Origin of the sequence: Parabacteroides chinchillae (assembly GCF_900108035.1) — a bacterium.
Classification (GTDB): Bacteria; Bacteroidota; Bacteroidia; order Bacteroidales; family Tannerellaceae; genus Parabacteroides; species Parabacteroides chinchillae.
The window spans coordinates 1-15,174 of sequence record NZ_FNVS01000005.1 but is presented as its reverse complement, the minus strand read 5'-3'; the positions used below and the strand labels follow the sequence as shown (position 1 = coordinate 15,174).

At 42.6% G+C, this 15,174-nt stretch carries 11 protein-coding genes; 10 read left to right on the top strand and 1 reads right to left on the bottom strand.

Annotated features, from left to right (window positions below):
- Nucleotides 1-4 precede the first annotated feature (4 nt).
- From C4S38_RS04955 to C4S38_RS04915, 10 genes are all read left to right on the top strand, one after another.
- Nucleotides 5-2,146, top strand: a complete 2,142-nt coding sequence (locus C4S38_RS04955; protein ID WP_394340841.1) for a S9 family peptidase — start codon at nt 5-7, stop codon at nt 2,144-2,146.
- Nucleotides 2,147-2,393: 247 nt separating this feature from the next.
- The gene (gene purD, locus C4S38_RS04950) at nt 2,394-3,665 is read left to right on the top strand and encodes a phosphoribosylamine--glycine ligase (protein ID WP_103982795.1); all 1,272 of its coding nucleotides are present in this window, start codon (nt 2,394-2,396) and stop codon (nt 3,663-3,665) included.
- Nucleotides 3,666-3,694: 29 nt separating this feature from the next.
- On the top strand, nt 3,695-4,699 hold the full coding sequence (locus C4S38_RS04945; protein ID WP_103982794.1) for a DUF6427 family protein: 1,005 nt from the start codon (nt 3,695-3,697) through the stop codon (nt 4,697-4,699).
- Nucleotides 4,684-5,133, top strand: coding sequence for a YqaA family protein (locus C4S38_RS04940; RefSeq protein WP_103982793.1), 450 nt, complete (start codon nt 4,684-4,686; stop codon nt 5,131-5,133). Before C4S38_RS04945 ends, C4S38_RS04940 begins: the two co-directional genes overlap by 16 nt.
- A 424-nt stretch (nt 5,134-5,557) precedes the next feature.
- On the top strand, nt 5,558-8,614 hold the full coding sequence (locus C4S38_RS04935; RefSeq protein ID WP_103982792.1) for a SusC/RagA family TonB-linked outer membrane protein: 3,057 nt from the start codon (nt 5,558-5,560) through the stop codon (nt 8,612-8,614).
- Nucleotides 8,615-8,626: 12 nt separating this feature from the next.
- Nucleotides 8,627-10,246, top strand: coding sequence for a RagB/SusD family nutrient uptake outer membrane protein (locus C4S38_RS04930; RefSeq protein WP_103982791.1), 1,620 nt, complete (start codon nt 8,627-8,629; stop codon nt 10,244-10,246).
- 135 nt (nt 10,247-10,381) lie between these two features.
- A complete protein-coding gene (locus C4S38_RS04925; RefSeq protein ID WP_103982790.1) occupies nt 10,382-11,944 on the top strand; it encodes a hypothetical protein in 1,563 nt (520 codons plus the stop codon).
- Nucleotides 11,934-12,302 (top strand): hypothetical protein, encoded by a 369-nt coding sequence (locus C4S38_RS04920; protein WP_103982789.1) that lies wholly within the window; start codon nt 11,934-11,936, stop codon nt 12,300-12,302. The genes C4S38_RS04925 and C4S38_RS04920 overlap by 11 nt, the downstream gene beginning before the upstream one ends.
- 12 nt (nt 12,303-12,314) lie before the next feature.
- The gene (locus C4S38_RS15910) at nt 12,315-12,467 is read left to right on the top strand and encodes a DUF5989 family protein (protein ID WP_099463965.1); all 153 of its coding nucleotides are present in this window, start codon (nt 12,315-12,317) and stop codon (nt 12,465-12,467) included.
- 18 nt (nt 12,468-12,485) lie between these two features.
- Nucleotides 12,486-14,342 (top strand): glycoside hydrolase family 127 protein, encoded by a 1,857-nt coding sequence (locus C4S38_RS04915; RefSeq protein WP_103982788.1) that lies wholly within the window; start codon nt 12,486-12,488, stop codon nt 14,340-14,342.
- A gap of 295 nt (nt 14,343-14,637) precedes the next feature.
- Here the strand turns inward: C4S38_RS04915 and C4S38_RS04910 are convergent.
- A partial coding sequence (locus C4S38_RS04910; RefSeq protein WP_146059450.1) for an Lcl C-terminal domain-containing protein occupies nt 14,638-15,174 on the bottom strand: 537 nt, incomplete at its 5' end.

Below are 15,174 nucleotides of genomic sequence, written 5' to 3'. Positions count from 1 at the left end.
ATCTATGTCGCTTATAGCTCAAAATAAAGATACTCTTACCTTACATGATCTGATTCCAGGAGGAAAGACGTATAATCGTTTTGTTCCCCGAAACCTGGAACAGTTGCAGTGGTGTGGTGATATGTATATATATGCCAAAGGTGATAGTTTGCTGGGAACTGTTCCTGGTAATACAGAAAAGGTAGTGCTTACACGTGAACAGTTGAATAACGCCTTGGTTGCAGCAGGTTTGCAAACAACAGGAAATTTACCCGTGTTATCTTTGCCTTATGCCGGAGAGCCGGTTGTTTCTTTTGAAAGTAAAGGACATCGGATTTGTTATAACTTTAAAGAGAATAAAATAGTTGCAGACTATCGTTTGCCTAAGGATGGAGCGAATTATGACTTTTGTCCGGCTAATGGTTATCTTGCTTTTACGGAAGGAAATAATCTTCGTATCCTTTCTCCCGATAATGAAGTAAGTGTTGTTACATGTGAAACACAGGATGGAGTTGTTTGTGGTAAGTCGGTACATCAGAATGAATTCGGTATTGTGAAAGGGACATTTTGGTCTCCTAAAGGTTCTGCACTGGCTTTTTACCGGATGGACGAAAGTATGGTTACCGATTATCCTTTTGTTAATATTGATGCCCGTTGTGCAGTGGTTGAACCGCATAAATATCCGATGGCAGGTATGAAAAGCCATGAGGTAACAGTGGGCGTTTATAATTTGTCTACAGGAAATACAATATGGCTTAAGACGGGGTTACCCAAAGAAAAATATCTTACAAATATAGCTTGGAGTCCGGATGAAAAGAGTATTTATATTGCCGAATTGAATCGTGATCAAAACGATATGCAATTAGTCCGCTATTCGGCTCTGACCGGAGAAAAAGAAGCTGAGTTATTTACGGAAAAGGATGAACGTTATGTTGATCCTTTGCATCCGGTTCTTTTCTTGCCAAATGATCCGGGCAAGTTTATTTGGCAAAGTGAGCGAGACGGATATAACCATCTTTACTTATACGACACCACTGGCAAACAACTAAAACAACTGACTTCTGGTGAATGGGTGGTTTTGGATATACTTGGTTTCGATCAAAAAGGAGAAAATATCTTTATTTCCGCAACAGCTCCGCACCCGTTAAGTTCTTTCAGTTACGGGACCCCGATGGAGGTGTATGCTTGGAAAGTAAATTTGAAGAATAGCAAACGGACCTGTCTGAATATAAAGAAAGGTGTGCATAACGTGTCTGTCAGCCTTTCCGGTTTGTATGCAATAGATCGTAATTCTTCCCCGTCTGTTCCCCGTGACATAGATGTTATCAGGACGAAGGACGGACAATCTGTTAAAACGTTGTTGTCAGCAAAGAATCCGTATGAAGGATATGCAATGCCGGAGATTGAAACAGGTATAATTAAAGCTGATGACGGGATTACGGATTTGAATTATCGGTTAGTAAAACCGTTAGGTCTTGATAGGACAAAGAAATATCCTACTATTATATATGTATATGGTGGTCCGCACACACAGCTGGTAACAGGGGAATGGATGAATGGTGTGCGTGGTTGGGATATATATATGGCACAACGCGGATATGTGGTTTTTACATTGGATAGCCGGGGTTCTGCTAATCGTGGACATGTATTTGAAAGTGTGATCCATCGTAATTTAGGAGTGAATGAAATGGCAGATCAAATGAAAGGTGTGGATTTCCTGAAAAGTCTGTCTTACGTAGATTCTGACCGTATTGGTGTGCATGGCTGGAGCTATGGTGGTTTTATGACGACAAACCTGATCCTGACATATCCAGACGTGTTTAAAGTAGCAGTAGCAGGTGGTCCGGTGATCGATTGGAGCAATTACGAAATTATGTACGGTGAACGCTATATGGATCGTCCGCAGGATAATCCGGAAGGATATAAGAATGCCAATCTGAAACTGAAAGCAGGAAATCTGAAAGGGCATTTGTTGCTGATACATGGTGATATTGATCCGGTAGTTGTCTGGCAGCATAGTTTAGGTTTCTTGAAGGCATGTGTGGATGCAGATACTTATCCTGATTATTTTGTTTATCCGCGCCATGTTCATAATGTAACCGGAAAAGACCGTCCGCATCTTTATGAGAAAATCACGCGGTATTTCGATGACTATCTGAAGAAATAGTCTGCAACTGCTCCCTGATAAACCGATCAAGTATATCTTTTGGAAAGGTGCAGGATATATCCCGGCAATTGTGAGCGAAAACAATATCTGGATGACAGATCAGAGCCTGGAAGACTACGGCGACAAATTAATCCTGTGGATACCGCTGAAACGGACAGTAACAACCGACCTTATTATCCGGTAACAGAGGGTATTCAAAATAGATTTTGTACATTTGCCCCAATTTATTAAAGCTAAGAAAGGATATATGAACATTTTATTATTGGGCTCCGGCGGCCGCGAACATGCAATAGCCTGGAAGATTGCACAAAGTCCGAAAACGGATAAGTTATATATTGCTCCCGGTAATGCCGGTACAGCTTCTATTGGTACGAATGTAAATATGAAGGCCGATGACTTCTCTGCTATTAAAGAATTTGTTTTGGCAAATGATATTCATATGGTTGTTGTTGGCCCGGAAGATCCTCTGGTAAAAGGTGTATACGATTTCTTTAAAAAAGATTCTGCCTTGGCTACTATTCCTGTGATCGGACCAAGTAAAGAAGGTGCCCAGTTGGAGGGAAGCAAAGACTTTGCCAAATCTTTTATGATGCGTCATCATATCCCGACAGCTCGCTATAAAAGTATTTCTGCTGAAAATCTGCAGGAAGGATATACATTCCTTGAATCGTTGTCTGCTCCTTATGTATTAAAAGCTGATGGTTTGGCAGCAGGAAAAGGGGTTTTGATTATCGATAGTCTGGATGAAGCAAAGAAAGAGTTGGGCGATATGCTGGGCGGTATGTTTGGTGATGCCAGTAAGACTGTCGTTATTGAAGAGTTTTTAGATGGGATAGAATGTTCTGTTTTTGTAATGACAGATGGCAACGGTTATAAAATCCTGCCGGTTGCTAAAGATTATAAGCGTATAGGAGAAGGCAATACAGGTTTGAATACGGGTGGTATGGGAGCTGTTTCTCCGGTTCCTTTTGCAGATGAAGTATTTATGGCAAAGGTGGACGAACGTATTATCCGTCCTACTATCGAAGGGCTGAAGGCTGAAAAGATCGATTATAAAGGTTTTATCTTTTTAGGGCTTATCAACGTAAAGAACGAACCGATGGTAATAGAATATAATTGCCGTATGGGTGATCCTGAGACAGAAGTAGTAATGCTTCGTATTCAGAGCGATCTGGTTGAGTTGTTGGAAGGCATTGCCGAAGGAAATTTAGCAAAGCGCACATTAGTACACGACCCTCGTGCAGCCGTGACTGTGATGCTTGTCAGCGGGGGCTATCCTGAAACTTATGAAAAGGATAAAGTTATTTCCGGACTGGATAAAGTATCGTCGGAAAATATAATTTTCCATGCCGGCACAAAAGTTTCCGGAGAACAGATTCTGACAAACGGAGGCCGTGTTATTGCAGTTAGTTCGTATGGTAAAGATAAAGCGGATGCTTTAAATAGGTCGTTTGCAGGTGCAAAAGCAATAAACTTCGAAAAGAAATATTTCCGGAGTGATATTGGTTTTGACTTATAGAATTGGCGGAAGTTCTGTATACTGTATAAATGAGAGGAACGTCACAATATCGTAAATATACAATTGCTACTCCAACTGCCTATTTATATGCATTTATTGCATGTATAGCCAGTTGGATAGTGAGCTATGTTTATTCAATAGGCTATCCTGTATATGGCGAGGTAGCTGCTCCTCCTCTCTGGAATGCTATTTGCCAGCTTTTGCCTAATAAGGCATTTACCTATGTAATCGGTATGGCGTTAATGATTGGAGGTGCGTTTCTTTTACATAGAGCTAATTATGCTCTTATGCTTATCAGGGAAAAGACGTTGCTCCCGTTTCTTTTTTTTATTTTGCTTATTAGTACAAACCCGGACTTTTTCCCTCTTAAATCTACTTCTTTAGGAGTCTTTTGCCTGATTTTTGCTGTTTATCAATTGTTCACATCCTATCATAATCCGGAATCAATGGATAAAGCATACAATGCCGCTCTGTTAATCGGAGTAGGTAGTCTGCTTTGGATACACATATTATGGTTTCTGCCATTATTCTGGTATGGGATGTATCGGTTTCGTTCGTTGAATGTCCGTACGTTTATGGCATCCTTTTTAGGAGTTAGTACTGTTTATTGGTTTGTTTTGGGATGGTGTGTCTGGCAAAAAGATTTTTCACCATTTATTATTCCTTTTACTTCATTGTTTAAAATACATTTCTTGCAGATAAAAGGAACTTTTATAGATTGGATAGGCCTTATCTATGTGGCATTGATAACAATTATTGCTTCCATTAACATCCTAGCGCATGAGTATGAAGATAATTTACGTACGCGGCAGTTTTTGTCTTTTGTTATTGTTTTGGCTATATGGTCATTTGTCTTGTTTTTTATATATGAACAATCATCTGAAGAATATTTGGAAATGGCCTGTGTTCCTTCTTCTATATTAATGGCGCATTTCTTTACTGTAGTACATAACAAATATATATTCTGGTTGTTTCATTTTACAGTATTGCTGTTTATTGCACTTTTATTTATCCGCTTATGGAATTTCTTATAGAATATGGATATATCGGCGTATTTGTAGCTTCGTTTTTAGCTGCAACTATATTGCCTTTTAGCAGTGAGGTTGTTCTGACGGGAGTATTGCTTGCCGGAGCCGCATACTGGCCTTGTATGGTTGCTGCTACTTTAGGAAATTTCCTGGGAGGTATGAGCTGCTATTGGCTGGGTATGCTCGGTAAGGTAGAGTGGATTGAAAAGTATTTGAAGTTGGATCCCTCGAAACTTGAAAAAGTGCAAAATTGGATAAAAGATAAAGGCTCTTGGATGGGGTTTTTTGTTTTCCTTCCTGGGATAGGAGACTTTATTGCAGTAGCTTTAGGATTTCTTCGGGCAAATATATGGATTGTTGCTATCTCCATGTTTTTAGGAAAAGCCATTCGTTATTGGGTATGGATGGAATTTGTATATAAAGTGCAAGATATGTTGTAAATCAAGTGTTAACCTTTCTTTGTGGAATTTTTGAAAAAATAAAACTTCCTTTTTAGTCTACAAAATTATAATTTATTCTTTTCAACAGGTACGAACTGGTCTATGTTGTATAACATTGTAAATTAATCATACCAGTTCGTATCAGTTTGGAATATTATTATCTATATTTGTAAAGTTCTAAACGAATAAAAGATTTGCTGTGGATAAACCATAATTCATGATAATGAATAGGACGCTGTAGAACAAATGATATTTATGTATGCTTCATCTGAAATGAGATAAATATAAACTTATAATTTGTTAGCCTATGGAGTAAGGAAGTGACAAAATTTGAATCAAAGAGAATAGTCATACTACTTAATTTAAAATCAGTACAAGACTCTCCTCCTTAAATCTGAGTATTAAATAAAAACACTACAATTGTATGGAAAGAATTTGTACAGAGAGTTTACCACCTCTCCGAAAAATGCACAACGAAAAAAAACGAATAGCAAAATTAATTTTAATCGCTCCTTTTATTTTTGCTACTGGTACATATGCTGCAGATGGCAGTAATGTACAGAACGAAGCGAGTCCTATGATTACACAGCAAAAAACTCGTCAGATTACAGGTACTGTGGTTGATAAATCCGGCGAACCTGTTATTGGTGCCAATGTTGTAGTAAAAGGTACTACAAACGGAACTGTAACGGACATCGACGGAAAGTACGCCCTGGATGTTCCTGATAAAGCAATTCTTCAGATCTCTTATATTGGTTATCTGACACAGGATATTCCTGTAGGTAATCAAAATGTGATGACTATCCGTCTGGTTGATGATACACAAAGTCTGGATGAGGTGGTTGTTGTAGGTTATGGTACACAGAAAAAGGGTGAAGTAGCCAGCGCTATTTCTACCATTAAATCTGATAATTTTGTGAAGGTTCCGACTTCGGATGCTGCTCAGCTTATCCGTGGCCAGGTGGCCGGTTTGAGCATTGTTACTCCTGATGCTAACCCGGTGGGGAATTCACAGATTTCATTGCGTGGAGCCAACACTTTGCTGCAAAGTGCAGCACCTCTGGTGCTGATTGATGGTATACCAGGTGATATGAATATGGTTTCACCGGACGATATCGAACAGATCGACGTTTTGAAGGACGGTTCGGCTGCGGCCATCTACGGTACCCGTGGTACAAACGGTGTAATCCTTATCACAACAAAGAATGCTAAAGGTGAAATGCCTACATCAGTAGATGTAAATGCTTATCTTGCCACTCAGCAGATAACAAAAAAACTGCCTTTCTTCACTGCCGATGAATACCGTAATCTGGTGGCTCAGGGAAAACCGGGAGCACAGGATGACGGTTCAAGTACGAACTGGCTGGACGAAGTAATGCAGACTCCTCTGACCCAGATATATAATATCAGCTTGCGTGGCGGTACGAAAACTACTAATTATGTGGCCAGTTTCGAATATCGTGGTATCGAAGGTATTATTAAACGTACCAAGAACCAGATGTATTATCCGCGTGTGGAAGTTACTCACCGCATGTTTAACAATATGTTGAAATTGAATGCTAGTTTGAGCGGATACAAACAATCTTATTTTGCCGGTTCGGATGATGATAACGGTTATAATAAAGAAGTATACCGTAATGCAATTACTTATAACCCAACTACTCCGGTTAGGGGGGAAGATGGTAAGTGGTCTGAAAGCCCTTCAAAAACAGACTATTTGAATCCGGTGGCTCTTTTGGAAGAGGTAGAAGGTGAAAACCAGGCGACCAACCTCCGTATGTTTGCTTCCGCTACATTGACTCCGATTGAGGGGTTGGATATTAAATACCTTGTATCATCCAATACTTATAACCAGACACGCGGTTATTATGAAACAACAAATCATATTGCTTCATATAAAAACGGCAGAACCGGTTTTGCTTCAAGAGGTACAAAACGTAAAGTAGACGATCTGTCCGAAGTGACTGCTTCCTGGAAAAAGACTTTGTTTAAAGATCATACATTCTCATTACTGGGAGGTTATAGCTGGATGCGTACAAACTATCAGTTCTATTGGATGCAGAACTTCAACTTCCCTTCTGACGATTACACCTATAATGGTATGCAGACAGGGCAAGCATTGAAAGACGGCCGCGCTGCTGAAAATTCTGAACAAACCGAAAGTTTATTGATTGGTTATTTCGGTCGTTTCAACTATAGCTACAAGGGCAAATATATGTTGGCTGCCAGTGTGCGTCACGAAGGTTCTTCTAAGTTCGGTGCTAACCATAAATGGGGTACATTCCCATCGGTATCAGGTGCATGGAGCATTAAGGATGAGGATTTCATGGAGGATGTTAAACCGTTAAGCCAGTTGAAACTGCGTGCGGGTTATGGTGTAACCGGTACGGCTCCGGAAGAGGCTTATATGTCATTGAATACGTTGGATTTCGGTACGTATGTATATTATAACGGCTCTTTTATTAAAACAATCCGTCCGGCTTCCAATGCCAACCCAAACCTAAGATGGGAACGTAAGAAAGAGGCCAACGTGGGTATCGATGCCGGTTTCTTGGACGACCGTTTGACAGCTACGGTAGACTATTATCATCGTACAACAAGCGACCTGTTGTGGAGATACCAAGTTCCTCTTCCTCCGTATTTGTATTCTGATATGACAGCAAATGGTGGTTCGGTTCGTAACCAAGGTATTGAAGTAACGGTTTCTGCTCTTCCTGTACAGACAAAAGACTGGCAATGGCAGACATCTGTGAACTACTCTACCAACAAGAGTGAGTTGCTTTCTTTGTCGAGCGATATGTATGTGTCTAATGATTATTCAGATCAGGGATGGTTGCCCGAACCTATGCAGATGGCCACACACCGTATTGAAGTAGGCCAGCCTATCGGTAATTTCTACGGATATAAGAGTATTGATATTGATGAAACCGGACACTGGATTATTGAAGGTGCCGACGGCAATCCGAAACCTATCGCCGATCAGGTTCCCGACGATAAGAAGGTAATCGGTAATGGTCTTCCTAAGCATTATCTGAACTGGAACAATACCGTTAGATGGAAAAACTTCGACTTGAATGTAACGATGCGCGGTGCATTCGGATTCGACATCCTGAATGTCGCTAAGTTGCAATTTGGCGCTCCTATCATGTTGACTCGTGGTAATATCCTCAATACTTCTTATGATAAAGTATATGGCAAAACTCCTCTGGCCGACGATCAGGGCTTGCAATATGTAAGTTATTATGTAGAAAAGGGTGATTACTGGAAGATCGACAATGTAACGTTGGGATATACATTCAACTTTAATACCTGGGTGAAGAGCTTGCGTGTTTACGGAACAATCTCTAACCTGGCTACCATCACCGGATATTCGGGCATCGATCCTGAAGTCAGCATTGGTGGCCTTACTCCGGGTGTTGATGATAAGAGTCGTTATCCGGCAGCAAGAACGTATACGTTAGGTGTATCTGTTAAATTTTAATACGTGAAGAATATGAAGACATATATTAAATTAGCTGTTGCTTTGTTTTGTATGGGTTCTGCCGTAAGCTGCAGCAATAATCTGGATGAGAAAGTATTCTCAAAGGTAACCGAACAAAACTATAACTATACCGAAAAAGACTTCGGGCCTACGGTTGCAAGTGTGTACAGTTATTTCCGTTTTATTGCCCACGAGAGATATTGGGCTGCACAGGAAATCAGTTCCGACGAAATTGTTATGCCACCCAACTCTTCCGGTTGGGATGATGGTGGGACATATCGTATGATGCACTATCATAAATGGACATCCGAACAGCAGCATCCGTTGCACATGTGGAATAGTTTCTATCAGGGCGTTGTGTTGTCAAATACTGTACTTTCTCAGATTGCTTCAGGCAAATTGCCGGCTGCATCCGATGCAGAAAAAAAAGCAGGTATTGCCGAGCTGAGAGCCGTGCGTGCTTATTTCTACTGGTTGATTTGTGATAATTTCGGCGATGCTCCGTTGCTTACCGAACCTACCGTAGATTTACCGGGAAAGGTAACACGTAAAGAAATTTTTGATTTCGTGGTAAGCGAGTTGAATGAAGCAATTCCTGACTTGAGCGAAGAACAAGGCGGCAAGATGTACGGACGTCTTAATAAATGGGCTGCCAAATGTGTGTTGGCAAACGTATATCTGAATGCAGAAGTGTATGTTGGCGAGAGCCATTGGGATGATTGTATTGCTCAGTGCGATGATATTATCAACAGCGGCAAATGCGCATTGTCTCCAAATTACAAAGACTCGTTCCGTGCAACAGGAACCGAATCTTCAAAAGAAATCCTGTTTACCATTCCGTATGACAAGACACTGGCCGGTGGCCAAAGCATTCACATGTTTTCTTGGCATGGTGAATTGCAGAAGAAGTTCGACTTGGAAGCAACTCCTTGGGGCAGCGGATCGGCTATGGGTATTACGCAGTTTATCGACACCTATGATCCTGCCGATACACGTTTGTCGGACACATGGTTGATGGGTGACCAATATTCATACGACGGAACAACGCTGTTGATGTGTACATACGATAAGAAAGGCCAGCCACTGAGCTTCCAGAAAGAGGTAATGAGCGGAAACTATACAAACGAAACAGACGGTTACCGTATGAACAAGTTTGAAGTTCTGCCACGTACACCGGGTTCTTCCGATACCGACTTCCCGTTGATGCGTTATGCAGAAGTGTTGCTGATGAAGGCCGAATGTTTGTTGCGCACAGGCAAACCGGGTGCAGGGGCTTTGGTAACACAAGTTCGTCAACGTAACTTTAAGGATAATCCTGAAAAGGCTATCGTTACCGACGAACAGTTGAAAGCAAACACCTCTTATCGCTATGGCTTTGTAGAAAACTACAAGATTGTGAAAGATGGCAATACTGATCCTGTTCAGTTCGGACGTCTGTATGACGAATTGGGTTGGGAGTTTGCTTGGGAAACCCACCGTCGCCGCGATATGATCCGCTTCGGAACTTATACGAAAAAGAGTTGGCTGTCACACGAACCGCAAGGCGATTACCGTACCGTATTCCCTATTCCGGAAAGTGTACTTACATCCAATCCGAATCTGACACAAAATCCGAATTATACTTCAAAGTAACAGCAGATTGCTTCTGAAATAAATTCAATGTAACTTTGTTTCATGCCGATGCAAAAAAGTTTTATCGGCATGAAACAAAAGTTTTGTTAGGACGAAACAAAAGTTTCACAGGCATAAAACAAAGTGAAACATAGTATGAAAAGACAACACACATATAAACTGATTGCCATACTTTTGCCGTTCATCCTGGTGGCAGTGGTAGAAATCATTTTGCGTATAGTTAATTACGGATATGATACCCGCTTGTTTGTTACCGATCAGGACGCCCGTTTTTGGGTGATGAACCACGACATCTCTAAAAAATACTTTACCGCACACCAGAATGCCACTATTGGCAACCGGGAAACATTCTATAAAAAGAAACCGGCCGGTACGTTTCGCTTCTTTGTACTTGGTGCATCTTCCTCCATCGGATTTCCTTATATGCACAACGGCTCCTTTGCCCGGATGCTGAAATATAAACTGCAATTCCGTTTTCCACAGAACAATATCGAAATCATTAACCTTTCCCTTACCGCTATTAATACATATGCCTTATACGACTTCTCCAGACAGTTGGCAGATTATGAACCCGACGGTGTTCTTGTTTATGCCGGACATAACGAATATTACGGTGCGTTGGGTATTGCTTCTTCGAGCCGGATAGGCTGTAACCCGTTATTAATACGGACGATGCTTGCTGCCCGCAACCTGAAACTGATACAAGCCTTTTCTCAACTGGCCGGTAGTTTCAAACCCAAAGATACTTCTGTTACTGACCAGGACCTGACTTTAATGGAACGTATGGCTGCACGTCAGCAAATTCCTTACCAATCCGAAGCATGGCAGGACGGGATCGAACAGTTCGACCGCAATCTGGGTGATATGCTGTATTTGTTTGAGCAACATCATATCCCTGTTTTTATCGGAACATTAGCCTGCAATCTGAAAGGACAAAAACCATTAAGCAAAGACTCTGTTTCTGTCCGAAATAATGCCATACAAGAATATAATTTGGCGGAAAAGGCGTATGCCGACTCGTCATGGCACGAGGCACAGCAGCATTATATGCTGGCCAAAGAGTATGACGGCTTGCGTTTTCGTGCTCCTGAGGCATTCAATGACATTATTCGCAAGTATGGTAAACAGATACAGAATGTTTATGTGACAGATATTGCCGCCCGTTTTGCCGCCAACTCGCCCAACGGCATTGTTGGAAATGAACTTATGCTAGAACATGTGCATCCTAATCTGGCGGGGCAACGGCTCATTGCCGACTCCTTCTATGATGCTTTGCTAGCCGATTTTCCGGCATTCAAAACTTCTGCACAGGTGGGTACTACTGTCGATTTGGCTACGGAATATCCGGTAACTTCTTTTGATACCATCTACGGCGATCTGGTAATATGGAAGCTCCGGCAGCAATGGCCTTTCAACGAGCCGGCCTCAAAACTGAATTATGATAAAAACAACCGCGAGTACAGAACAGCTGCACAGTTTTTTGTTCGCAAACTGAACTGGGGACAAGCCATGCAGCAGTTGAATAATCACTATATACAGAATAAGGATTATGCCGGTGCCCTTCGCATTGTTGAACAGATGTGTCTGGAACTTCCGCACGAAAAGGTTTTCCTGAAACAGGCGGCCTCTTTGGCTCTTCGTTTGCAGCAACAGGAAAAAGCGTCTTATTATTTAAAACAGGCAGGTTATGGCGGATAGACGGAAGAATATGGAGTTTGGTATTCTTGCTGCATTGGTATTATTGGTTGCCGGCCGGTTTAGGGATTTGCAGCTTTCGGCCGTTATTATTATAGTGCTGTTGATCACGTTGCTTTTTCCGAAGCTTTTCACCCCGTTTACGTGGCTGTGGTTTCGTCTGGGCGAGATATTGAATGTGGTAGTTACCAAAATACTTCTTTTGCTGATCTTCTGCATTGTCGTAACTCCGGTTGGCTTGTTACGGAGAATATTGGGCAAAGATGCCTTGTGCCTCCGGAAGTTTAAGAAAGATACCGGTAGCGTGTTTGTGGTGCGCAATAAGCTATATGAAGCTTCGGATTTGGAAAAACAGTATTAACACATAGATAAGATGACAGACTTTATAAAGGAATTTTTCGGTTTTCTGGTACACCGGAAGAAGTATTGGTTGATACCGCTCGTTATCATCCTGCTGCTTATTTCGTTGTTGGTTGTGCTCACGCAGGGCACGGCTTTGGCTCCGTTTATTTATACCATTTTTTAATTACTTAATTCTAATAGCATGAAACAGTACGTATTATTATCCCTTGCCTGCCTTTCGTTGTGGGGATGCAAGGAACAGCAAGTTACAAAGGAAGCGCCGCTTAAGATGATTGAGCAAGTAGACTTCTCACATGTAAAGATACAGGATAACTTCTGGTCGCCGCGCCTGGCTAAACACATATCGGCCACGCTTCCGGTTTGTATCGATCAGATCGAAAACCAGACGGGACGCATCCGCAACTTCGAGAATGCCGCGAAAGGTGAAGGGGAGCACTCCGGTATCTTCTTCGACGACTCCGATGTTTATAAGGCGCTTGAGGGCATAGCTTACAGCCTTATCAATAACCCCAATCCCGAACTTGAAAAGAAAGCCGATGAATGGATCGACAAGTTTGCCGCCGCCCAACAACCGGATGGTTACATCAATACGTTCTACACCCTCACCGGACTGGATAAGCGGTGGACCAATATGGATAAGCACGAGATGTATTGTGCCGGACACATGACCGAGGCCGGTGTTGCTTATTACAAAGCCACCGGAAAGCGTAAACTGCTGGATGTCTGCATCCGCATGGCCGACCACATGATGACGCAGTTTGGCCCTGATAAACGCCATTGGGTTCCCGGGCACGAGGAGATAGAACTGGCGCTTGTCAAGCTCTATGAGGTGACACAGGAGGAGAAATATCTCGACTTTGCCAACTGGCTGATCGAAGAACGCGGCCACGGCCACGGAACAATGGGAGGCGAGGGTGAATGGAATCCTTACTATTACCAGGATGAAATGCCGGTGCGAGAGATGACGGATATTGCCGGACATGCCGTACGCTGCATGTATCTTTATTGCGGCATGGCCGACGTGGCTGCCCTGAAGAAAGACACAGGATATATAAAGGCATTAGACCGCCTTTGGGATGATGTGGTGTTGCGCAATATGTATATTACCGGCGGTATAGGTTCGTCGCGACATAACGAAGGCTTTACCGAAGACTATGATCTGCCTAATCTGGATGCCTATTGCGAAACATGTGCTTCGGTGGGTATGGTATACTGGAATCAGCGTATGAACCAGTTCACCGGCGACTCAAAGTATATAGACGTGCTTGAACGTTCGATGTATAACGGTGCTCTGGCTGGTATTTCATTGGCGGGTGACCGTTTCTTCTATGTAAATCCGTTGGAATCGAAAGGCGAGCACCACCGCCAGGCATGGTATGGTTGTGCATGTTGTCCGAGCCAGATTTCACGCTTCCTGCCTTCTATCGGTAACTATATTTATGGTACTTCCGACAAGGCTATATGGGTTAACTTGTATATGGGCAATACCACCGAAGTTCCGACCGACAAAGGTAATATCGTATTGAAACAGGAAACCTCCTATCCATGGAGCGGACAAGTACAACTTACGGTTTCTACATCTTCTCCATTGAAGAAAGAGATACGTATGCGTATTCCGGGTTGGTGTAAACAATATACGCTTGCTGTAAATGGTAAACAGGTTAGCCCTGCGATAGAAAAGGGATATGCAGTGTTGGATAACGAATGGAAGTCCGGCGATATCATTACATTGGATATGGCTATGCCTGTCGAAATGGTTGAAGCCGATTCCCGTGTGAAAGAGAACATTGGCAAACGTGCCATTCAGCGCGGACCGCTTGTTTATTGTATGGAAGAAACCGACAATAAGCAAGGTTTTGATAAATTGGCCGTCTCTGCGGCAACCACTTTTACCGAAGGATTCGATGCAAACCTGTTGGATGGAGTAGTAGCTATCCAGGCTGCCAATGGCAACGAAAACATCCGCTTGGTTCCTTACTATACTTGGGATAACCGCAACGCCGGTAAGATGAAAGTGTGGATAGATTATAAGGAGTAAGTAGCCGGTAGACAATTCAAATGAAGACAAGAAGGTGTGTCTAAAGTCGAAATTAAGGATGTACATTCACTGTCGGCTTTAGCCTGGTTTTAGTTACCGTCCGCTTCAGCGGACGGTCTAAAGTATGTTCTCTTTGTAGGCTTTAGCCTAAGTTCGGTTGCCGTCTACTTTAGTGGACGGATTAAGGGATGTACATTCCAATTGGGCTAAAGCCCTTGAAAGAGGATGGCTCTACTATCCGTCGGTTGAAACCGACGGCAATTGAAACCGGGCTAAAGCCATTTCTATCCATTGATCAGATATCCCGGACACAGCGAACATACCGACTGTCGACCGTGACGTTGCCACTGAAACTGCCATCACTGAAGCGCAGTACGCAGCGGCCACCGGCATAACCATCGTAGACCGAACTACTCCAGTAGCCAGAGCCGATGAACGCAGCGAAGCCGGATATATTCTCTAGCGTAGCCTTATTCTGATACATGGCGAACAACTCGATCTGAGTAGGAAGACGCCAACCGCTACCCAAAGCTGTACACTGAGCTTTGGCATTGCCATTATCATATTGATAAGCACCCGAAGGCTGAGTCTTAGACACCTCGATAGAATAAGGTGTACTTATAGTAGCAGTAGAAGATACACCTTTATAATCGGAACCGGTTGTGCCTGTAACTGTACCACCATCGTAATTGAATGGAGGAAAATGAGTAAGGGTTCTCCCCTGGGCATCCAGTTCTGCCTTATAAGCATCGGCTACGGACTGGTCGATGGTGACCTTATTTGGCGGTACTAATGTACCCCGCACACAGCGGATATAGTTGTTGTAGTTCGT